Source organism: Aminobacter sp. BE322 (assembly GCF_050433525.1).
In the GTDB taxonomy this organism is placed as follows: Bacteria; Pseudomonadota; Alphaproteobacteria; order Rhizobiales; family Rhizobiaceae; genus Aminobacter.
The window spans coordinates 1-22,308 of sequence record NZ_JBNPXB010000005.1 but is presented as its reverse complement, the minus strand read 5'-3'; the positions used below and the strand labels follow the sequence as shown (position 1 = coordinate 22,308).

The window sequence follows — 22,308 nt, the reverse complement described above, 5'->3', positions numbered from 1 at the left end:
AGGCGGCGTCAGGCGGCCTTTTCGGCCAGCACCATGTAGTTGACGTCCATGTCTCGCGATTTCTGCCAGCGGTCGGCCAGCGGATTGTAGATCACGCCGGTACGGTCGATGGTGGCGAGGCCCGCGCCGGTGAGCGCCTTGTCGAGCTCTTCGGGCCGCACCAGCTTGCCGTACTGGTGGGTGCCGCGCGGCAGCCAGCGGAGCACATATTCGGCGCCGACGATGGCCAGCCCCAGCGCCTTGAAGGTGCGGTTGATGGTGGCCACGAACATGATGCCGCCGGGCTTCACCATCTCGCCGCACTTCTTCACGAACAGCTCGACGTCGGCGACGTGCTCGACCACTTCCATGTTGAGGATGACGTCGAATTTTTCACCGGCATCGGCCAAATCCTCGGCCGTGGTGGCGCGGTAGTCGACGCTAACGCCCGCTTCCGCCGCATGCAGCTTCGCCACTTCGATGTTGGTCGCCGAGGCGTCGGCGCCGACCACCTCGGCGCCCAGCCGCGACATCGGTTCGCACAGGAGCCCGCCGCCGCAACCGATGTCGAGGAAGCGCAGGCCCTCGAAGGGCCGGGCCGCATGGGTGTCGCGACCGAAGCGCTGGGCCACCTGGTCGCGGATGTAGCCCAGCCGGACGGGATTGAACTTGTGCAGCGGGCGGAACTTGCCGTTCGGGTTCCACCATTCGGCGGCGAGCTTCGAAAACCGCTCGACTTCTCCGGCATCGATGGTCGATGGGCGGGGATCTGGCATCAGTGTGGTCTCCTTCGAGCACAAGGGAGTCGGGTCTGGGGCCGGGATTGTCAAGGCACGTTTTCGGCACCGTCGGGCGGGCCCGCAGCGGCGGAGCCGCCGACGGATCGCCCGTTGGCGGTGCGCATACGCAGGTTTCTGGTGTTCCGTTCGCCAGGCCGTGACCGCGATCGATGCGTGCGACAAGTCGATGCCGGCGGGGCTATCGCCTGCGCCGCCTGGCATCCGCCGGTCTCGGCCACCGGCTTTTCGGCGGCCGTCGGTCGCATGCCGGCAAATCGGGCGCGGTGATTTGTCTGGCCGGGCGTCCTTGCGGAAGGCGCCCGTTTTGGATATGGAGGCCGCGCATTCGGCACCGCGCCAACCGGCGGTGTTTTCAACCATTTTCCGGTCTTTCGCGAGGCCGGCGCACAGGTAAGGGCTTTTCGCTTCCATGGCGCGCATCGTGATGAAGTTCGGCGGGACGTCCGTCGCCGACCTTGACCGCATCCATAACGTGGCGCGGCACGTCAAACGCGAGGTCGATGCCGGCCATGAGGTCGCCGTCGTCGTCTCGGCCATGTCGGGCAAGACTAACGAACTCGTCGGCTGGGTCCAGGGCATGCCCAAGGCCACCGGCGCGAACAGCCCGTTCTTCGACGCGCGCGAATACGATGCCATCGTGGCGTCCGGCGAGCAGGTGACGTCGGGCCTTCTGGCGATCGCGCTGCAGTCGATCGGCGTCAATGCCCGCTCGTGGCAGGGCTGGCAGATCCCGATCAAGACCGACGGGGCGCATGGCGCCGCGCGCATCCTCGACATCGACGGCTCGTTCCTGATCAAGCGCTTCCAGGAAGGCCAGGTCGCGGTCGTCGCCGGCTTCCAGGGCATCGCGCCCGACAACCGCATCGCCACCCTCGGCCGCGGCGGCTCCGACACGTCGGCTGTCGCGATCGCAGCCGCCGTGAAGGCCGACCGCTGCGACATCTACACCGATGTCGACGGCGTCTACACCACCGACCCGCGCATCGAGCCCAAGGCCCGGCGCCTGTCCAAGATCTCCTTCGAGGAAATGCTTGAAATGGCGTCGCTCGGCGCCAAGGTTCTGCAGGTGCGTTCGGTCGAACTCGCCATGGTGCACAAGGTGCGCACCTTCGTGCGTTCTTCCTTCGAGGATCCGGATGCGCCCGGCATGGGCGATTTCCTCAACCCGCCTGGTACTCTCATTTGTGACGAGGATGAAATCGTGGAACAGCAGGTCGTCACCGGTATCGCCTACGCCAAGGACGAAGCGCAGGTCTCGCTGCGTCGCGTCGCCGACAGGCCGGGCGTGGCAGGCGGCATCTTCGGGCCGCTCGCCGAGGCCAACATCAATGTCGACATGATCGTCCAGAACATCTCCGAGGACGGCAAGTTCACCGACATGACCTTCACCGTGCCCTCGGGCGACGTGAACAAGGCGCTGGCCGTGCTCGAGAAGATCCGCCCCGACATCGGCTTCGACGCCGTCCAGCACGACGAGGGCATGTCCAAGGTGTCGGTCATCGGCGTCGGCATGCGCAGCCACGCGGGCGTTGCCGCCACCGCCTTCCAGGCGCTGGCCTCCAAGGGCATCAATATCCGCGCCATCACCACGTCCGAGATCAAGATTTCGATATTGATCGACGGTCCGTATACCGAACTTGCTGTTCGGACTTTGCATTCCGTCTACGGTCTCGATAAGCAGTAGTATAGGAATCGAGCGTCACCGCGTTGCCGGCGTGCAGCATGTGCCGCGCCGGTTCCAAAGCATTGGAGACGGTGAATGATGCGTGACATGGCCGCAGGGCCTCGCGTACTTCTGAAACGGCTCCGCGAATTGATGGCGGAGCCCCTCGAGCCGCAGGAGCGGCTCGACAGGATCGTGCGCGACATCGCCGCCAACATGGTGGCCGAGGTCTGCTCGCTCTATGTGCTTCGCGCCGACTCCGTCCTCGAGCTCTACGCCACCGTCGGTCTGAACCCCAACGCCGTGCACCTCGCCCAGCTGCGTCTCGGCCAGGGCCTGGTCGGCACGATCGCGGCGAGCGCCCGCGCGCTCAACCTCTCCAACGCCCAGGAGCACCCAGCCTTCGCCTACCTGCCGGAAACGGGCGAGGAGATCTACCACTCCTTCCTCGGTGTGCCGGTCTTGAGGGCAGGGCGCACGCTCGGCGTGCTCGTCGTTCAGAACAAGACCATGCGCCACTACCGCGACGACGAGGTCGAGGCGCTCGAAACCACCGCCATGGTCATCGCCGAGATGATCGCCTCGGGCGACATAGCCAGGCTCAGCCGTCCCGGCCTCGAACTCGACCTCACCCGGCCTGCGTCGTTCACCGGCAACTCCTTCAACGAAGGCGTCGGCCTCGGCCATGTCGTGCTGCACGAGCCGCGCATCGTCGTCACCAACCTGTTCAACGAGGACAGCGACGAGGAGATGCGCCGGCTCGAGGATTCGCTCGGCTCGCTCCGGCTCTCCATCGACGACATGCTGTCGCGCCGCGACGTCGCCTTCGAGGGCGAGCACCGCGAGGTTCTCGAAGCCTACAGGATGTTCGCCAACGACCGCGGCTGGGTGCGCCGCCTGGAGGAGGCGATCCGCAACGGCCTGACGGCCGAGGCGGCGGTCGAGAAGGTGCAGAGCGACATGCGCGCCCGCATGCTGCACATGACCGATCCCTACCTGCGCGAGCGGATGAGCGATTTCGACGATCTCGCCAACCGGCTGCTGCGCCAGCTGATGGGCCGCGGCCCCGAAACCATCGCGGCCTCCTTGCCCAAGGACGCCATCATCGTCGCCCGCTCGATGGGTGCTGCCGAGCTGCTCGACTATCCGCGCGACCGCCTGCGCGGCCTGGTGCTGGAGGACGGCGCGCCGACCAGCCACGTCGTCATCGTGGCGCGCGCCATGGGCATCCCCGTCGCCGGCCAGATGAAGGGCGCGGTCTCCATGTCGGAGAACGGCGACCCGATCATCGTCGACGGCGACGAGGGCACGATCCATCTCAGGCCGCAGCCCGACCTCGAGGCCGCCTACGCCGAGAAGGTGCGCTTCCGCGCCCGCCGCCAGGAGCTCTACCGCGAGCTGCGCAAGAAGCCGTCCGAGAGCGCCGACGGCGTCAAGGTCGACCTTTTGATGAACGCCGGCCTCGCGGTCGACCTGCCGCAACTCGCCGAGGCGGGTGCAGCCGGCATCGGCCTGTTCCGCACCGAGCTGCAGTTCATGGTGGCCTCCACCTTCCCGCGCGCCGAGGCGCAGGAGAAGCTCTACCGCGACGTGCTCGACACGGCCAAGGGCCGCCCCGTCACCTTCCGCACCATCGACATCGGCGGCGACAAGGTGCTGCCCTACTTCAAGGGCTCGGTGCAGGAGGAGGAGAACCCAGCACTCGGCTGGCGCGCCATCCGCCTCACCCTCGACCGTCCGGGCCTGCTGCGCACCCAGATCCGGGCGCTGCTCAAGGCCGCCGGCGGGCGCGAGCTCAAGGTCATGCTGCCGATGGTCACCGAGCTCGCCGAGATCGCACAGGCGCGCGACATCATCGACCGCGAGGTGCGGCATCTGTCGCGCTTCGCCCACCACCTGCCCACCAGCCTCAAGCTCGGCGCCATGATCGAGGTGCCGGCGCTCCTTTGGCAGCTCGACGAGCTGATGCAGGCGGTCGACTTCGTCTCGGTCGGCTCCAACGACCTGTTCCAGTTCGTCATGGCCGCCGATCGCGGCAACACCCAGCTCGCCGACCGCTTCGACCCGCTGTCGGTGCCCTTCTTGCGCGTGCTCAAGCAGATCGCCGATGCCGGCGTGCGCAACCACACGCCCGTCACGCTGTGCGGCGAACTCGCCGGCAAGCCGATCTCGGCCATGGCGCTGATCGGCGTCGGCTACCGCTCCATCTCCATGTCGCCGGCCTCCATCGGCCCGGTCAAGGCGATGCTCACCGAACTCCCGGTCGGGGAACTCAAGTCCTTCCTCGACGACAACCTTTCCGGCCCTGCGGCCAGCCTGCCGATGCGCGCGCTGCTCCAGGCCTTTGCGGACGACCGTTCCATACCCCTATGATTTCCCTGCCCCGCGACCGAATGGACCAAGTCGTCAAGCGCTTCGACATGCTCGAAGCGCAGATGGCCGCCGGCCCCGACCCCGACGCCTACGTCAAGATGGCGTCCGAATATTCCGACATCCAGGATCTCGTCGGCAAGATCCGCGCCCTGCGCGGCGCCGAGCAGGAGCTGGCCGACCTCGACGCCATGCTCGGCGACAAGGGCACCGACGCCGAGATGCGCGCGTTGGCCGAGATGGACAAGCCGGAGGTCGAGGACCGCATCGAAGGGCTGCAGCACGAGATCCAGATCCTGCTGCTGCCCAAGGACGCCGCCGACGAAAAGAACGCCATCCTCGAAATCCGCGCCGGTACCGGCGGCGACGAGGCCGCGCTTTTTGCCGGCGACCTGTTTCGCATGTACGAACGCTACGCCGCCTCGCGCGGCTGGCGCTTCGAGGTGGTGTCCGCCAGCGACGGCGATGCCGGCGGCTTCAAGGAAATCATTGCCGGCGTCTCGGGCAAGGGCGTGTTCGCGCATCTGAAATTCGAGTCGGGCGTGCACCGGGTCCAGCGCGTGCCGGCGACCGAGGCCAGCGGCCGCATCCACACCTCGGCCGCCACCGTCGCCGTGCTGCCGGAGGCCGAGGAGGTCGACATCGAGATCCGCGCCGAAGACATCCGCATCGACACCATGCGCGCCTCGGGCTCGGGCGGCCAGCACGTCAACACCACCGATTCGGCCGTGCGCATCACCCACTTGCCCACCGGCATCATGGTGGTGCAGGCGGAAAAGTCGCAGCACCAGAACCGGGCGCGGGCCATGCAGATCCTGCGCGCCCGCCTCTTCGACATGGAGCGCAGCCGCGCCGACGAGGAGCGCTCGTCCTCGCGCAAGTCGCAGGTCGGGTCGGGCGACCGTTCCGAGCGCATCCGCACCTACAATTTCCCGCAAGGCCGCCTCACCGACCACCGCATCAACCTGACGCTCTACAAGCTCGACCGGGTGATGATGGGCGAACTCGACGAGGTGGTCGACGCGCTGATCGCCGACCACCAGTCGAAGCTGCTGGCGGACATGGGCACGGATGCCTGAGGTCGAGGGCGGGGTGATGCGCCTGCGTCAGTTTACCCCCACCCCTAACCCCTCCCCACAAGGGGGAGGGGAACTTCGCGGCACTTCAGCTTCATCCCGGTCTTCGACGATCCTGGTCGAGACGGCGACGAGCCGGTTCCCCTCCCCCTTGTGGGGAGGGGTTAGGGGTGGGGGTGCTTACGCCTGGCCTCTTATCCAGGGCAGGGCGCTCCCATGAACCCACCGGCCGAAACGACGCTGTCGGCACTCCACCTCGCCGCCCGCCGCCGCCTCGCCGATGCGGGAATCTCCGATGCCGGCCTCGACGCCAGGCTGATCGTCGAGCATTTTTCCGCCACCACCCGCACCGATGCGGTGCTGCGCCCCGACACGCCGGTGGCAGCAGCGGTGGTGCGGCAGGTGGAGGCCGCCCTCGACCGGCGCATTGCCGGCGAGCCGGTGCACCGCATCCTCGGCTTCCGCGAGTTCTACGGCATGCGGCTCGGTCTCTCGACGGAGACGCTCGAGCCGCGCCCCGATACCGAAACGCTGGTCGACGCCGTGCTGCCCTTCGTCCGCGACACGGCCGCACGTGAAGGCGTGTGCCGCATCCTCGACCTCGGCACGGGCACCGGTGCGATCGCGCTGGCGCTCCTGGCGCAGGAGCCGCATGCGGTCGCCACCGGCGTCGACGTCTCCGACGATGCGCTCGCAACCGCCGCCGCCAACGCCGCCGGTCTCGGCGTCGCCGGGCGGTTCACCGCAAAAAAATCCGACTGGTTTGCCGGAATTGATGGCCGTTACCATTTAATCGTCTCAAATCCTCCCTATATTCCTTCATCAGAGATCGAGGATTTGCAGCACGAGGTTCGCAACTTCGATCCGCGCCGGGCGCTGGATGGCGGCCCGGACGGTCTCGAACCATACAGAGCCATTGCGTCGGGCTCCGCACGCCACCTCGAAGAGGGCGGTTGCGTCGGCCTTGAGATAGGACACGACCAGCGACGCGACGTGACCGAACTATTCGAGCGGGCCGGCTACGATTTGATCGCCCAGCGCAAGGACTTGGGCGGCAATGACCGCGTGCTCGTATTCAGTCGGTGAAAGGCCTTGTGGCACCGCAAAAAACCGCTTGGCAAGGAATGTGAATGCCGCTAGGTTCCGGGCGACCGGATGAGACGAAGCAGGCAGTACTCTTTACGTTCGGTTTCCCAAGGAAACTTGCTGCCTTCTTGCGTAGACGACGCTCTAGCTTCGTGCGGGGATCGTTCGGCAGACATGTAACCGACAAAGGACGGCATGTGGCGCCAGCGCAGGCTTTGCGGGCGAACACCAGCGGAAGAACACGAACCGGCTGTTTCCGGAAGGGCAGCGGTTCGGAGCAAGATTTCAACACGAAGAGAATCTGATGAGGCCACAACAGCAGAACAGGCGCATGCGCGGGCGCAACAACAACAATAACAATAACAATAATAACAACCGCAAGGGACCCAATCCCCTCACGCGCAACTACGAGAGCAACGGTCCAGACGTCAAAATCCGTGGCTCCGCGCAGCAGATCGCCGAAAAATACGCAACCCTCGCCCGTGACGCGCAAAGCTCCGGCGACCGCGTGATGGCCGAGAACTATCTGCAGCACGCCGAGCACTACAATCGCATCATTGCCGCCGCCCTGGCGCAGATGCCGATCCAGCACCAGCAGCAGGCCCGCGACGACTTCGATGCCGACCTGGATGATGAGCGCGACGAGGAAACGGTCGGCAACGCCGCCGAATCTCAGCCCGCGCAGCAGCACCAGCAGCCGCTGCCGGTCGCCAACGGCACCGGCCCGCAGCCTGAGATCGAAGGCACGCCCGCCGAAGTGGCGCTGAACCCCGAAGCTGCCGAAGGCCAGCAGCCGCGCGAGGGACGTCGCGAACGCGGCCGCAACCGTCACGAGGGCCGCCGCGGCGATCGCCGCCACAACGACCAGCCGCAGGTCGTTGCCGCACCGGCCGAAGCCGCCGCGGTGGAAGCGCCTGAGGCCGCCGTCGCCGAGGCCGCACCCGTGGCCGAGGCCATGCCTGCCCCAGCAGCAGAGGGCGAGGCTGCTCCCGCTCCTCGCCGCACCCGTCGCCCGCGTCGTGGCGAGACTGCCGCCGAGCCGCAGGCCGAGGCAGGCGCCGAGGCGCCGGCCACCGTCGAGGGTTGATGCGGGTATCGCCAGGCCGGCGAGGCTCGAAGCATTGCTGATGATTGCGAAACGGCGGGATGAAAATCTCGCCGTTTTTGTTTTTTGACTTCGATCAAAGCTCCTTGAGGGATATCGTCCTACTCCCCATATCACGCCCAGCAGGGTCCGGCCCGATTGGGCGGACCCGTCACCTTGAACCAGACCGGTGCCGCTAAGCGGGCCGGCGACGGAGTGGAGACAGATATGAATCTCGAGAAGTATTCCGAACGCGTGCGCGGTTTCATCCAGTCCGCGCAGACCTACGCCCTTTCCAACAATCACCAGCAGTTCACGCCCGAGCACATCCTGAAGGTGCTGATCGACGACGAGGAAGGCATGGCCGCCTCGCTGATCGAACGCGCCGGCGGCAAGGCCCGCGACGTCCGCCTCGGCGTCGAGGCGGCGCTCAAGGCCATGCCCAAGGTCGAGGGCGCCAACGGCCAGCTCTATCTCGCGCAGCCGCTCGCCAAGGTGTTCTCGACCGCCGAGGACATGGCCAAGAAGGCCGGCGACAGCTTCGTCACCGTCGAGCGCCTGCTCACCGCGCTTGCCGTCGAGAAGTCGGCGAAGACCGCCGAGATTTTGGCCAAAGCAGGCGTGACCGCCCAGGCGCTCAACCAGGCCATCAACGAGATCCGCAAGGGTCGCACCGCAGATTCGGCCAGTGCCGAGCAGGGCTACGATGCCTTGAAGAAATACGCGCGTGATCTGACTGCGGACGCCCGCTCGGGCAAGCTCGACCCGGTGATCGGCCGCGACGACGAGATCCGCCGCACCATCCAGGTGCTGTCGCGGCGCACCAAGAACAACCCTGTGCTGATCGGCGAGCCCGGCGTCGGCAAGACGGCGATCGCCGAGGGGCTGGCGCTGCGCATCGTCAACGGCGACGTGCCGGAAAGCCTCAAGGACAAGCAGCTGATGGCGCTCGACATGGGCGCGCTGATCGCGGGCGCCAAGTATCGCGGCGAGTTCGAGGAGCGGCTGAAGGCCGTGCTCTCCGAGGTCACCGCGGCCGCCGGCGGCATCATCCTGTTCATTGACGAGATGCACACGCTGGTCGGCGCCGGCAAGGCCGACGGTGCGATGGATGCGTCCAACCTGCTGAAGCCGGCGCTTGCGCGCGGCGAGCTGCACTGCGTCGGCGCCACCACGCTCGACGAGTACCGCAAGCATGTCGAGAAGGACGCGGCCCTTGCCCGCCGCTTCCAGCCGGTCTTCGTCGAGGAGCCGACGGTCGAGGACACCATCTCGATCCTGCGCGGCCTCAAGGAGAAGTACGAGCAGCACCACAAGGTGCGCATCTCGGACTCGGCGCTGGTTGCCGCGGCCACGCTGTCGAACCGCTACATCACCGACCGCTTCCTGCCCGACAAGGCCATCGACCTCGTCGACGAGGCCGGCTCGCGGCTGCGCATGCAGATCGATTCCAAGCCCGAGGCGCTGGACGAGATCGACCGCCGCATCATGCAGCTCAAGATCGAGCGCGAGGCGCTCAAGCTCGAAAAGGACGACGCTTCGCGCGACCGGCTCGAAAGGCTGGAGAAGGAACTGGCCGGGCTCGAGGAAGAATCTGCCACGCTGACTGCCCAGTGGATGGCCGAAAAGGAAAAGCTCGGCCTCGCCGCCGACCTCAAGGGCAAGCTCGACGAGGCGCGCAACGAACTCGCCATCGCCCAGCGCAAGGGCGAGTTCCAGAAGGCGGGCGAGCTCGCCTATGGCCGCATCCCCGAGCTCGAAAAGAAGCTCCAGGAGGCCGAGGCCCAGGAAAGCCGTGGCTCGATGGTCGAGGAGACCGTCACGCCCGATCACGTCGCCCATGTCGTCGAGCGCTGGACCGGCATCCCGGTCGACAAGATGCTCGAAGGCCAGCGCGAGAAGCTGTTGCGCATGGAAGACGAGCTCGGCGTCCGTGTCGTCGGCCAGGGCGAGGCCGTGCAGGCGGTTTCCAAAGCCGTGCGCAGGGCACGGGCAGGGCTCCAGGACCCGAACCGGCCGATCGGCTCGTTCATGTTCCTCGGCCCGACGGGCGTCGGCAAGACCGAGCTCACCAAGGCGCTCGCCGACTACCTGTTCGACGACGAGCATGCGATGGTCCGCATCGACATGTCCGAATTCATGGAGAAGCACTCGGTCGCCCGGCTGATCGGCGCGCCTCCCGGCTATGTCGGCTATGAGGAAGGCGGCTCGCTGACCGAAGCGGTGCGGCGCCGGCCCTACCAGGTCGTGCTGTTCGACGAGGTCGAAAAGGCACATCCCGATGTCTTCAACGTGCTGCTGCAGGTGCTCGATGATGGCCGCCTGACCGACGGTCAAGGCCGCACCGTCGACTTCCGCAACACGCTGATCATCATGACGTCGAACCTCGGCGCCGAATATCTGGTGGCGCTGGGCGAAAACGAGGATGTCGACCAGGTCCGCGACGAGGTCATGGGGGCGGTCAAGGCGGCGTTCCGGCCGGAGTTCCTGAACCGCATCGACGAGATCGTGCTGTTCCATCGCCTGCGTCAGCAGGACATGGACAAGATCGTGGCGATCCAGCTCAAGCGGCTCGAAAAGCTGCTCGCCGACCGCAAGATCACGCTCGACCTCGCCCCCGACGCGATCGAGTGGCTGGCGCACAAGGGTTACGACCCGGCCTATGGCGCGCGTCCGCTCAAGCGCGTCATGCAGAAGGAACTGCAGGACCCGCTTGCCGAACGTATCCTCGGCGGCGAAATCCTCGACGGCTCGACCGTCAAGATCACCGCAGGTTCGGACCGGCTCAACTTCCGCTCCAAGGCGGGCGTGGTGACGGAAGAGGCGGCCTAAGCGCCGCCGTTACCCTCCCCCTTGCGGGGAGGGTCGAAGCGTCAATGCCTTCTCCCCTTTGCGGGAGAAGGTGTCGCCGGAGGCGACGGATGGGGGTGCTGGAAGCAGCAGAGGGCGTGGCGGTCTTGCATTCCCACCCCTGACCCCTCCCCACAAGGGGGAGCAGGGCTTGCCACCGCTCCCATCAAGACCGCCGACGGGTTGGGCTGCGGATACGCACGGGGTGTCCCTCCCCCTTGTGGGGAGGGGTCAGGGGTGGGGGTTCCTTTCGTATGGCGTGGAATCCCAGCATGTTCATGGGGTTAAGATGACTCTCGACGAATACAACGGCTTCTGCGCCTCGCTGCCGCACACCACCCATGTCGTGCAGTGGGGCGGCTCGCATGTCTGGAAGGTCGGCGGCAAGGTCTTCGCCATCGGCGGCTGGAACGACGGCGAGGGCCTGTGGGTCACCTTCAAGGTTTCCGACATGGCCTATGACGTGCTCAGGGAGCAGCCGGGTCTGCGCCCCGCGCCCTATCTCGCCTCGCGCGGCATGAAGTGGATCCAGCGCCGCAGCGGCGAGAGCATGGATGCCGATGCGCTCAAGGACTATCTGCGCGAGAGCCACCGCCTCATCGCCGCCAAGCTCACCAGGGCGGTGCGCAAGGACCTCGGCCTCCCGCTCTAGCGCGTGCCGCCGATGCCGTGGTGCCAGCCATTTTCATGCCCGGTTCATGTTGGAAGGGTTAACCAGTTTGGTGAATAAGGGGTAGCGGGCGGCGGAACGCTTCGTCCGCACAGGCATTGGAAAGCCAGTTACCGGAGAGAACGGCGACCATGTTGCGCAGGATCATCGTGCTGTCGGCCCTCCTGGCCGGCGTATCGGCCGGGCATGCGGCGGGCTCCGTCGTGCCGCAGGAAAGCCCAGGCGAAGCGGCTGCGCCCGCCGGCACCGTCATGCTGGCGCAGGCCACCGACTACGAGGTCTTCTACGACGGCCGCGGCAACCGCGTCATCGTCGATCCCTACACCGGCAAGGTCGTCGCCGTGCAGCCGCCCGGCTCGCGCATGAACCGCGAGGCGCTGCGCCGCGAGACGCGCCGGCAGGAGCTGCGCGGCGACTACCGCGACGGCGACGTCCTGCTCGATGGGCCGGTCGACGGCGGCGGCTATTCCGACGACTATCCGGCGCAGCCCTCCGATCCCTACGCCGACGACTACTACAATGATCCCAACGCCTTCCCCGAGGCGCCCGGGCCGCGCGTCGTCGAGCGCGAACCGCTGCCCGGCACCGACGACCAGCTCGCCGTGCGCGAGCCGCCGACCATCACCGAAAAGGCGATCGAGCCCTCGATCGCGGTGCGCGGGCGCGACGACATCGCGTCGCTGCAGATCCTGCTCGACCGCGCCGGTGCCTCCCCGGGCGTCATCGACGGCCGCTTCGGCTCCAATGTCGACAAGGCGCTCGCCGCCTATAACGAGCTGACCGGCACGAGCCTGAAATCCACCGACGCCGAAGGCATCCGGCAGGCGCTGGCCGAGAGCGGCGGCGACGCCTTCGGCTCCTACACCATCACCCCGGAAGACGCCGCCGGCCCCTATGTCGCCTCGATCCCCGAGGACTATGGCGAGAAGGCCAGGCTCGAGCGGATGAGCTTCACCTCCGTGCCCGAGATGCTGGCCGAGCGCTTCCACATGGACGAAGCCTATCTCAAGGCGCTCAACCCGGAGGCCAACTTCAACCGGCCGGGCACCATCATCAAGGTCGCCAATTTCGGCAAGCTGGTGAACAAGCCGGTGGCGCGCATCGTCGCCGACAAGGGCCTGAAGCAGGTCCGCGCCTATGACGAGGCGGGCAAGCTGGTCGCCGCCTATCCGGCGACCATCGGCTCGACCGACACGCCTTCGCCCACCGGCATCCACGCGGTGTCGCGCGTCGCGCTCGACCCCAACTACACCTACAACCCCAAGATCAATTTCAAGCAGGGCGAAAACGACAAGATCCTGACCATCCCGCCGGGGCCGAACGGTCCGGTCGGCTCGGTGTGGATCGCGCTCGACAAGCCGACCTACGGCATCCACGGCACGCCCGAACCCTCCAAGATCGGCAAGACCGCCAGCCACGGCTGCGTGCGCCTGACCAACTGGGACGCGCGCGAACTCGCCAAGATCGTCAAGGCGGGCGTGCCGGTCGAGTTCACCGAATAGGGCAGGGCGGCACTTCCGCCTTCGCCGGTCCCGCCACGGCCGGAGTGACGTTCGCCGACCGCCAGCCGCTGGCCGTTGGCCCCTGCAGGTGCCGGACCCGGACAATCGCCGCCGCCGGCAAGCAAAATTTAACCATATTTGTCCACCCTTTGTCAGTCACTGGTCAAAGTTGGGGACAATCCGGAAGTCTCGCAGCCACGGTCGCCCGTCGATCCGAAGGCCTATGCCGGCTTACCGGTTTGGTACGCGTTTGAGTAAGATCGTTCCTGCACAGTCATTGCGCCGTCTGTTGCGTCCATTGCTGATCACCTCCCTGGGCACCGCCTTTGCGGGCGCCGCCGTGTGGTCGGTGGCCGGCATGGTGGCGGTCGGCAGCTCCGCCGCCTTGGGTCCGGGCCAGCTCATGCCCAGGCAGCATCACCACACCCTGAAGCAGGCCAAGGTGCAGGCGCCGGTCGCCTATGTCAGCACCGACAAGGCATCGCGCCCGGTCATCTCCAAGGCGCATCCCGTCATCGCCGCCAGCATCACCGGCAGCCTCGGCAAGTCCGCGCGCCATACCGAGATCGGCCACGCGACGCGCTTCGACGCCGTTGTCCGGGAGGCGGCACTGACCTCCGAAAAGCTCGCCGCCCTGTTCGCGCACCCCGCCAATCCAGGGGAAGTCGCCGAAGTCCCCGGCGCGGACCGGTTCGCCTCGCCGGCGGCCGCCGGGGCCCAGACCCTGCTCGCCTATGCCGGTCCCGCGGCAGGCGCCGACGCCGGCACCGCGCTCTCCACTCTCCTCGTCGGCCCGGAAGGCGCAGACCCTGCCGCCGCCGCGCAGGATCCGGATGCCGAGGCCGATGCGGCCGCGGCGGTGCCGGTCTATGAAGAAACGCCGTCCAATGGTCCCCTGCCGCAGCCGAGCCCTCGCGCCGGCCAGGCCGATGTCCGGCCGGAGCCGCTGGCCGAGCCGAAGGCCGCGGCCGGCAAGGCCGGCGAAGCCGAACCGGCCCAGCCGCAGGCCGTAGCCACTGCGCGGCCCGACGAGCCGGCGCAGAAAAAGAGCAGCGGCAGCCTCGGCCAGTCGCTCAGGAGCCTGTTCGGCGGCGGTGGGGCGCGGGCCGGCAATGGCGTCGCCGTCTACGACATCAGTGCCGCCAAGGTCTACATGCCCGACGGCAGCGTGCTCGAGGCGCATTCGGGCATCGGCAACATGGCCGACAATCCTCGCTACGTGAACGTCAAGATGAACGGCCCGACCCCGCCGCACACCTACAATCTCAGGATGCGCGAAACCCGCTTCCACGGCGTCGAGGCGATCCGCATGCTGCCCGTCGACGGCAAGAACAAATACGGCCGCGACGGCTTCCTCACCCACAGCTACCTCTTGCGCGGCGGCCGCGAGGAATCGCACGGCTGCGTCGCCTTCGCCGACTACCCGCGCTTCCTCGCCGCTTTCAAGGCCGGCAAGGTCAAGCAGCTGGTGGTGGTGCCGAATGGCGGGCGCGAGAGCTTCCGCCTCGCCTCCAACGGCAAGACCATCTGACGCCGGGGCAACGGCGCCGCCGGATCGCCGGCGCCGTCTTGGTCTAGCCATCGCCTGCCGGTTGCCGCTATGAGGCATGGGCAAGAGCTTTCCGGCAGGGGACACCGCGTGAAGACCGTTTTCCGATCGATCCTGTTTGCGGCCTGTCTTGCCGGCGCGCCCGCCCATGCCGAATGGAAGCCGGTCGAGAAGATCGAGCCCTATGCCATTTGGGGCAAGACCGGCCCCGCACTCTACGCCTCGATCGGCGAGAACGGCCCGAAGGCCAGCAACGGCATGCGCACCATCGCCTACACCGACTTCAAGCTGACCTGGCAGCGCAAATACGAGCCGCAGGCCTTCGGTGCCTGCATGCTGGTCTCGGCCACGCCCAAGCTCATCGTCACCTACCGGCTGCCAAAGCCGTCCGGCAGCCTGCCGGCCGCAGTCCGGAAGAACTGGGACGTCTTCGCCGCCGGCGTCTACAAGCACGAGCAGGTGCATGGCGACCACATCAAGGAGATGGTCAGGGCCATCGAGGCGGTCAGCATCGGCTTCTCGGCGCCAGCCGATCCGAAGTGCCAGAAGGTCCGCACCGAGCTCACCAAGCGGCTCGCCGAATTGTCGCTTGCCCAGCGCCGGAAGAGCAGCGACTTCGACCGCGCCGAAATGAGCGACGGCGGCAACGTCCACCGGCTCATCCTCGATCTGGTCAACGGCGGATAGCGGCCCCGTTCCTGGCCGCCCCGCTCAGTTCACGCTGGCGGTGCCCCGTTCGGCCAGCTCCACCAGCCGGTCGAAGCCGTCGCCGGTGCCGGCGATGCGCGCGGCCATGGCGTCGGCCCCGCCGAGGAAGGCCAGCTGCTCGGTGTATTTCATCTGCGTCCCCGCGCCGCCGGGCGCGAATTCGAGGGTCGCGAGCGAAGCCGAGATGCGCTCTCCGCCCATGCTCATCTCGAAGCCGTAGATGATGCGCTGCCCGGGCAGGATATCGAAATAGTCGGCGCGGAAGGCCAGCTCGGCCCCGTCCGGCATGCGCCAGCGCTTGCTCTCGATGCCGCCCGTGCGAAAGTCGAACGCGTCTTCCAGCACGCGCCAGTCGAGATGGCAGTCGTTCCAGCGCCGCTTGAGCTCCCGGTCCGACCAGAAGCGGAAGGCATGCCGCGGGCTCGCCGGAAGCTCGCGTTCGATGACGAAGGTGGTGTGCATGACCTGGTTCATGACGTGCCGTCCTCCTCGGGAAACGCCTTCATCGCTTCGGCTAGCCGGTCGAAGGCCATGTTCATGGTGGCTTTGCGCGCCCGCACCCATTCGTCCATTTCACGGAAGGCGTCCGGCTGCATCGAAAAGGTGCGTGTCCGCCCCACCTTCCGGGAGACGACGATGCCGCCGTCCTCCAGCACCTTGAGGTGCTTCAGGGCCGACGGCAATCCCATGTTGGTCGGGCCGGCCAGCTGCTTGACCGTGGCGGGGCCGAGGCTCAGCCGTTCGACCATGCCGCGGCGGCCCGCATCGGCGAGCGCGGTGAACATGCGGTCGAGCGGGGCGGCGTCGATCATGGCAGCACCTCCTCTGCCAGGAAGCGTTCCGGCATGGCCTCGCGATAGGGGAACAGCGGGAAGTACGGCCTCGCCTCGGCGAGCACCCGCCGCACCGACGGCCGCGCCACGAGGCGCTCGAAATAGGCGGCCAGCTTGCCCTGGCCGGGGCCGAACGGATGCACGATCGAGGCGAAGAACAGGACGGGGGCGGCGGCGCAATCGGCGATGGTGAAGGCGTCGCCGGTTGCCCATGTCCGCCCCTCGAGCTGCGTTTCGATCACCGCGTAGGCCGTGGCGAGCGCACGCCTGGCGTCGGCGACGCCGATCGCATCGTTGCCGCCTTCTGGCCTCAGCCGGTCGGTGACGATCTTCTGCATCGGCACGCCGACATGGAGATCGAAGAAGCGATCCCACAGCCGGGCATCGAGGCGCTGGTCTTCGTCCACGGGCAGGAGCGGCACCGGTCCCGGATAGTGCCGCTGGACATATTCGATGATGATGCTCGTTTCCGGCACCACCCGGTCGCGCGCCGCGTCGTGCAGCACCGGGATCTTGCCGACCGGCCATTTTTCCATGAGCTGCGCCGCTGAGCCTGGATCGCCGAGATCGACCGTCACCGGGCGGAAGTCGGTGCCGTTCTCGTAGAAGGCGGTCAACACCTTGTGGCAGAACGAGGCGAGGGGATGGATGTAGAGCGTCAGCGTCGTCATCGAGGGATGTCTCAACAGTTTCCGTAATTGGAAACTATCGTGGGTATGTCTGCCTGGCAAGAAAAACTTTCCGTGGCCGGAAACTGTTTGCAGGGGAGGGGAGAGGCGCCCTTGCACGAACCCGGCACGGACCCTCCTCTTAACGGCTTTGGAGGTTGGCCAATCGCCAACGTGCGTTCGTCATCCCAGGGCAGAGCAGGCGCGTCAGCGCCGTCGCGGAGACCCCAGGATCCATGCCGTGACGTCTGTCTTCGCGGGTGGAAACCTTTCCCACGGGGCCGGGGATTTTTCGCCAGGACAGCTTTTCTGTGGGCCCTGTTTCGGCGTGGATAATCTTTCTGCGTCTCATTCCTTCCCACCCCCCTCTGGGCTGCCGCCCATCTCCCCCACAAGGGGGGAGATTGGGCCGTCATCAACGCCCCTCCCAACCACCAGCGTTGCAGGAGCATTTCCTTGAGAGGCAGGCAGAAGCGGGCGAGACGCCGGAGCCGCCAATCTCCCCCCTTGTGGGGGAGATGTCCGGCAGGACAGAGGGGGGTGGGAAGGATCGCAACCTTGAAGATTTGCTCTCCGCGCACGCCAGTTTGTCAGGAACTCTGTCAGCAGACCGCGTGGAGAAATCTTGCCGTTTTTCCACCCCTGCAAAACCTCCCGTATCCTTGTGCCATCGCCCTTGTCGGGACCTGGTGCGCACCGGGTGTCAGGAAGGGCGGCGGTGACCTCCCGCCACGGCTGCGGTAGCCGTGGCTCCGAGGGCCCGTCGACAGGCCGGCGTCGTCCGGCGCGCGCCGCAAATGGCGGGTGCCGGACGGTGCGGAGAAGCCGCGGGTTCAGGCCACGAAAAGACCGTGGGACGGACCTGTGACCGGCCGACCGAGGGACAGACACCGGGCGGGGCGCGGGGGTCGCGCCACGTATCAATCTATCGGAAGGCTCGGCCTCGCGCCCCGCTTCCCGAACCACCTCCCGGCAAGGGAGTGTTCTTTGACAATGGCCAGGCGCGAAAGCGAGCGTGGCGATGGATAGGCATGCGGGACAGCACCCCCCTCTGGGCTGCCGCCCATCTCCCCCGCAAGGGGGGAGATCGGGCCCTCATCGACGTCCCGGCCAATCACCAGCGTTGCAACAGAATTCCTTGAAAGTCGGCAGAAAGGGGCGAGGCGTCGGAGCTGCCAATCTCCCCCTTGTGGGGGGTGAGGAGTGGTCGCCGAAGGCGACGAAAAGCCAATTGCTTGGCTTTTCGAACGACGAACGCCGGCAGGGCAGAGGGGGGTGGGAAGGAATGAGCGGGCGGTGGGTGTCCTCTCACAGGCGCGAGGACTGCGTCTCCTCCCTCCCTGAGTATCGGGGTGGGGTCGCCCGAGGCAGCGCGCCACGTCCTGGATCCGACAAATCGCGTCGCTGGGTCACTTCACGTCTGGGCAAGCCCGAAATAGGGTTTGTGTCATGAATCAGCCTGCCGCCGCCGCGTCCGCCCCCGCCTTCTGTCCGCCCGAAGCGCGGCGCTACGTGCTGGTGTCGGCGATCCTGGCCTCCAGCATGGGCTTCATCGACGGCTCGGTGGTGTCGCTCGCCATGCCCGTCATCCGCGAGGATCTCGGCGCCTCGCTGGTCGACGCGCAGTGGATCAGCAACGGCTACATGCTGTTCTTGTCGGCGCTCGTCCTGCTCGGCGGGGCAGCCGGCGACGTGTTCGGCGTGCGCAACATCTTCGCGCTCGGCATCCTCACCTTCATGGTCACCTCCGCGGCATGCTCGCTTGCGGTCGATGCCGACATGCTGATCGTGATGCGCGCGGCGCAAGGCGTCGGCGCGGCGCTCATGGTGCCGGGCAGCCTCGCCATCATCGCCAAGTCCTATCCCAACGAGACGCGCGGCAAGGCGATCGGCCAGTGGGCGGCGTTTTCGTCGCTGACCACCGCGATGGGGCCGTTCGTCGGCGGCATGGTGCTGTCCTTCGGGGCCGAATGGATGTGGCGGCTGATCTTCGCCATCAACATGCCGATCGGCCTGGTCGCGCTCTACATGCTGTTCTCGAAGGTGCCGCAGGACCGGCCGTCCTCCAGGCGGCGGCTCGACGTCGGCGGCGCGCTGCTCGCCACCGTCGGCCTCGGCCTCATGGCATGGGGGCTGACCGCGCTCGGCCTGCCGGCCGAAACGCGCGCCGTCTCGCCCTGGGCGTGGATCGCCATCGGCGCCGCGATCTTCGTTGCCTTCGTGGTCTGGGAGAAAAGGGCAAGGGCGCCGATGGTGAAGCTCGAGCTGTTCCGCTCGCGCGCCTTCACCGGTGCCAACCTCTACACGCTGATCCTGTTCTTCGCCTTCAGCGCCATCCTGTTCTTCCTGCCGATGACGGTGATTTCCGGCTGGGGCGCTTCGGAGTGGGAGGCGAGCCTCTTGTTCCTGCCGCTGTCCCTGTTCATCGCCACGTTTTCCAGCCGCTCGGGCAACCTCGCCGATGCGATCGGGCCGCGTTTGCCGCTCACGGTGGGGGCGGCTATCGTCGGCCTGTCCTATGCCGGGCTCGCGCTCACCATGCCGCTGATGCTGCTCTGGCAGGTGATGTTCCCGATCCTGCTGCTCAAGGGCCTCGGCATGGCCATCGTGGTTTCGCCGATCTCGGCGGCGGTGATGCGGGCGACCCCCGACGAGGACACCGGCCTCGCCTCAGGGATCAACAATGCGCTGGCGCGCGCGGCCGGGCTGATGGCGGTCGCCTCGCTCGGCGCGGTCGCCGGCATCGTCTTTGCCAAGGTCCTGGGCACGGCCGCGCCCGGCGCCGAATTCGGCGCGCTGACGGCCGCGCCGCTCGAACCCGCGGCGGAGGCGTTGCGCGTCGAGGCGACCAACCTGGCCTTTTCGACGATCGCCTGGATCGCGGCGGCGATGTGCTGGCTGGCGGCACTGGTCGCGTGGGTCACGCAGCCGTCATGGGCGAGGAAGGAAAAGTCTAGCCGCTGACCTTGTCGGTGCTCGCGACCTTGAGCGCGTCCTCGTTGCCTTCCTTGAGCAACTCGTCGATGCGCTCGCGTTCCTTCGTGAACGCCTCGAGTTCGCCGTCGGCGAGAACGCGGCCGGTGGGCAGGCGCACGCGCATCGGATCGACCTTGGTGCCGTTGACCATCAGCTCGTAATGCAGGTGCGAGCCGGTCGACAGGCCGGTCGTGCCGACATTGCCGATGACCTGTCCCTGGCGCACCCGCGCGCCGGCAACGACCTCCGGGGCGATCCGGCTCTGGTGGTTGTAGGACGTCACGTAGCCGTTGGCGTGGCGGATGATGGTCTGCTTGCCGTAGCCGCCGGCCCAGCCCGCCTTCTCCACGATGCCGTTGCCCGGCGCGATGATCGGCGTGCCGGTCGGGGCGGCCCAGTCGACGCCCGTGTGCATCTTCACATAACCGAGAATCGGGTGCTTGCGCGCGCCGAAGCCGGAGGTGAAGCGGGCGTTGGGGACGGGGTTGCGCAGCAGGAACTGGCGCGAGCTGCGGCCGTCCTGGTCGAAATAGTCGGTCGTGCCGTCTTCCATGCGGAAGCGGTAGAAGTTGCGCGTGTTGCCGCCGAAGGTCGCCGAGACATAGAGGAGCTCGGAATCCTCGGACATCTGGTCGTCGCCGTTGGGCTGCGAGAAGAACACCTCGATGCGGTCCGACGGATTGAGCCGCGACTGGAAGTCGACGTCGGAGGCGAGCAGCCGTACCAGCTGCTTGGTCATGTCCTCCGACATGCCGTAGGAATAGGCGGCCCGGTAGATCCCGTCATAGATGCTGGGCAGCGCGCCGCGCGCTGTGGTCACGGTCGGCGTGCTCTCGAAGGCCGTCGCCAGCTCGGGATTGGGTTCGGGCTCGTTGCCGGGCACGAACTGGCCGCGGTCGTCGAGCGCGATGGTGAGCACGTGCTGGGTGCGGTCGTAGACGCTGGTGCGCACGATCTTGCCGGCATCGCCGCGCACCTCCAGCCCGACGCGCAGCACGGTGCCGGCCTTGAGCGCGGTCGCGTTGAGCAGCCGCGAGACGGCGTTGGCCATGCCCTTGGCGTCGTCGCCCTCGTAGCCGGCGGCCGCGAGCGCGTCGACGATCTTGCGGTCGCTCTCGAAGGGGATGATGTCCTCGGCATAGGACAGCGTGTCGGGGGCGATCTCCTCGCGCACCGAGACCGACAGGTTCTCCGGCACGATCCTGATGCCGTAGGAGCCGGCCAGCGTCTGGTCGGCGAAGGCGTCGCCGAAGCGCTGCGGATCGACGTAATGCAGGGCGGCGACCTGGATGTCGCCTTCGGTCAGGCTGCCGCCGGTATCGCGCACCACCTTCTCGACCTCGGCGGCGGACATGGCGCTGGTCTCGTCGAAGGCGGCCGTCTCGATCGGGAAGTCGACCGTCTTCAGGCTCATCTCGCTCTCGACCTTGACGCCGTAGATCTGTCCGGTCGGGGCGGAGGAGGCCGGCTGGGCGCTGCCCTCTTCGGCAAACACGCTCAAGGGGTCGAAGGGCGGATAGTTGCGCGTCGAGGGACGGTTGGCGGCGAGCGCCATCTTGATCTGGACGAAGGGCATGGTGCGGACGACGTCGCGGTCGCCGACCTTGGTCATCATCGACACTTCCATGCGCCGCCGGTCCTTCGCCTTGGCGATCTGGCGCAGCGGCGCCACGCGGGCGGTCTTGGCCCGCTCGCCGGAATCGCCCCCGGCGGCCGTGCTGGCGAGTTCGGCGATCTCGGGCGGGGTGGCCAGCTTCTCGCGGCCGTCGAGTGCGGCGAACAGGGCGACGCCCATCAGCACGCTCGAGGTCACGCCGGTCAGGAAGGTACCCGACAGCCAGCGGGCCGACACCTCGCGCCGGTCCGGCGGGCCGGCGCGACCGTCCGCGATCAGCGGCGGCTCATTGCCGAGCTCGGCTATGGTCTGGTCCGTATCCTGCATCCAGTACGGCTAAAGTCCCCGGCGCTTGGCGCCCATCTGCTTTTGAATGCCAAGACATTTGCCTGTCATGGCGGCCCAAGTCAACGAAGCGGCGGATACCGCGCCGAGGCCGCAATCGCTCTCCTATATATAGAGGGCATTCGAGCGCCGGCCCGGCCGCGCTTCGCGCCCTGGGACGCAACGAGACTTTCGCCCGCATTGGGGCGGGATTGAGGCTGGCCGGCCGCGCTCGGCGTTGTCCACCGCTCCGGAGCCGGCTTTGCAGCATTTGCCGCATCGGAGGCTGGAAGCTTTGTCCCGATCGAGTGCTTCGCACCGGCCGAACGAGGCTGATTTCGTCTGAATTGCTGTGACCTTATGGGCAGCTTCCCGTCCAGATTGAGGCCCGTGGGGTGGATGAATTGAGCCGTCTGCACTTTCTTCGGTGCCCTTACGCAGGGTTTTTCTGGGGTCTGGAGTTTTGTCGCAAAAAATTCGCAAAAGTCGGAAAAAGGTCGTTGACAGTTTGAAGGGGGGGCGACTATATACGCCTCAACAACGAGGGCGGCGCGC

At 67.0% G+C, this 22,308-nt stretch carries 16 protein-coding genes; 11 read left to right on the top strand and 5 right to left on the bottom strand.

What is annotated here, in order from left to right; translation table 11 throughout:
- Positions 1-8 precede the first annotated feature (8 nt).
- Positions 9-755 carry a bifunctional 2-polyprenyl-6-hydroxyphenol methylase/3-demethylubiquinol 3-O-methyltransferase UbiG gene (gene ubiG, locus J2X50_RS09635; RefSeq protein WP_347967329.1) on the bottom strand — a complete coding sequence of 249 codons (747 nt, stop codon included), beginning with the start codon at positions 753-755 and terminating at the stop codon, positions 9-11.
- A gap of 433 nt (positions 756-1,188) precedes the next feature.
- On the opposite strand from ubiG, the gene J2X50_RS09630 reads away from it, so the two are divergent.
- From J2X50_RS09630 to J2X50_RS09585, 10 genes are all read left to right on the top strand, one after another.
- The gene (locus J2X50_RS09630) at positions 1,189-2,463 is read left to right on the top strand and encodes an aspartate kinase (protein ID WP_340040505.1); all 1,275 of its coding nucleotides are present in this window, start codon (positions 1,189-1,191) and stop codon (positions 2,461-2,463) included.
- A 78-nt stretch (positions 2,464-2,541) separates the two neighbouring features.
- Positions 2,542-4,815 carry a phosphoenolpyruvate--protein phosphotransferase gene (gene ptsP, locus J2X50_RS09625; protein WP_429094762.1) on the top strand — a complete coding sequence of 758 codons (2,274 nt, stop codon included), beginning with the start codon at positions 2,542-2,544 and terminating at the stop codon, positions 4,813-4,815.
- Complete coding sequence (prfA, locus tag J2X50_RS09620) at positions 4,812-5,891, top strand: peptide chain release factor 1 (RefSeq protein WP_347967330.1); 1,080 nt, start codon at positions 4,812-4,814, stop codon at positions 5,889-5,891. Before ptsP ends, prfA begins: the two co-directional genes overlap by 4 nt.
- 213 nt (positions 5,892-6,104) lie before the next feature.
- Positions 6,105-6,974, top strand: coding sequence for a peptide chain release factor N(5)-glutamine methyltransferase (prmC, locus tag J2X50_RS09615; protein ID WP_429094294.1), 870 nt, complete (start codon positions 6,105-6,107; stop codon positions 6,972-6,974).
- A 304-nt stretch (positions 6,975-7,278) separates the two neighbouring features.
- On the top strand, positions 7,279-8,061 hold the full coding sequence (locus tag J2X50_RS09610) for a DUF4167 domain-containing protein (RefSeq protein WP_429094293.1): 783 nt from the start codon (positions 7,279-7,281) through the stop codon (positions 8,059-8,061).
- A gap of 225 nt (positions 8,062-8,286) precedes the next feature.
- On the top strand, positions 8,287-10,890 hold the full coding sequence (gene clpB, locus J2X50_RS09605; protein ID WP_429094291.1) for an ATP-dependent chaperone ClpB: 2,604 nt from the start codon (positions 8,287-8,289) through the stop codon (positions 10,888-10,890).
- 307 nt (positions 10,891-11,197) lie between these two features.
- The gene (locus J2X50_RS09600; protein WP_429094289.1) at positions 11,198-11,560 is read left to right on the top strand and encodes an MmcQ/YjbR family DNA-binding protein; all 363 of its coding nucleotides are present in this window, start codon (positions 11,198-11,200) and stop codon (positions 11,558-11,560) included.
- Between the two features lie 149 nt (positions 11,561-11,709).
- Positions 11,710-13,080 (top strand): L,D-transpeptidase family protein, encoded by a 1,371-nt coding sequence (locus tag J2X50_RS09595; protein ID WP_429094287.1) that lies wholly within the window; start codon positions 11,710-11,712, stop codon positions 13,078-13,080.
- A 298-nt stretch (positions 13,081-13,378) separates the two neighbouring features.
- On the top strand, positions 13,379-14,611 hold the full coding sequence (locus J2X50_RS09590) for a DUF2778 domain-containing protein (RefSeq protein WP_429094285.1): 1,233 nt from the start codon (positions 13,379-13,381) through the stop codon (positions 14,609-14,611).
- 69 nt (positions 14,612-14,680) lie between these two features.
- A complete protein-coding gene (locus J2X50_RS09585) occupies positions 14,681-15,316 on the top strand; it encodes a DUF922 domain-containing Zn-dependent protease (RefSeq protein ID WP_429094283.1) in 636 nt (211 codons plus the stop codon).
- Positions 15,317-15,340: 24 nt separating this feature from the next.
- On the opposite strand, the gene J2X50_RS09580 is transcribed toward J2X50_RS09585, so the two are convergent.
- From J2X50_RS09580 to J2X50_RS09570, 3 genes are read right to left on the bottom strand one after another with little or no spacing between them, the layout of a single operon-like run.
- Complete coding sequence (locus J2X50_RS09580) at positions 15,341-15,811, bottom strand: SRPBCC family protein (RefSeq protein WP_429094282.1); 471 nt, start codon at positions 15,809-15,811, stop codon at positions 15,341-15,343.
- Positions 15,808-16,149 carry an ArsR/SmtB family transcription factor gene (locus J2X50_RS09575; RefSeq protein WP_429094280.1) on the bottom strand — a complete coding sequence of 114 codons (342 nt, stop codon included), beginning with the start codon at positions 16,147-16,149 and terminating at the stop codon, positions 15,808-15,810. The genes J2X50_RS09580 and J2X50_RS09575 overlap by 4 nt, the downstream gene beginning before the upstream one ends.
- Positions 16,146-16,841 carry a glutathione S-transferase family protein gene (locus tag J2X50_RS09570; protein ID WP_429094278.1) on the bottom strand — a complete coding sequence of 232 codons (696 nt, stop codon included), beginning with the start codon at positions 16,839-16,841 and terminating at the stop codon, positions 16,146-16,148. Before J2X50_RS09570 ends, J2X50_RS09575 begins: the two co-directional genes overlap by 4 nt.
- 1,446 nt (positions 16,842-18,287) lie before the next feature.
- Between J2X50_RS09570 and J2X50_RS09565 the strand changes: the two genes are divergently transcribed.
- Positions 18,288-19,802, top strand: coding sequence for an MFS transporter (locus J2X50_RS09565; RefSeq protein ID WP_429094276.1), 1,515 nt, complete (start codon positions 18,288-18,290; stop codon positions 19,800-19,802).
- Here the strand turns inward: J2X50_RS09565 and J2X50_RS09560 are convergent.
- Entirely contained in the window at positions 19,792-21,756 is a 1,965-nt protein-coding gene (locus J2X50_RS09560; protein ID WP_429094274.1) for a peptidoglycan DD-metalloendopeptidase family protein, read from the bottom strand. The genes J2X50_RS09565 and J2X50_RS09560 overlap by 11 nt on opposite strands.
- Between the last annotated feature and the right edge of the window lie 552 nt (positions 21,757-22,308).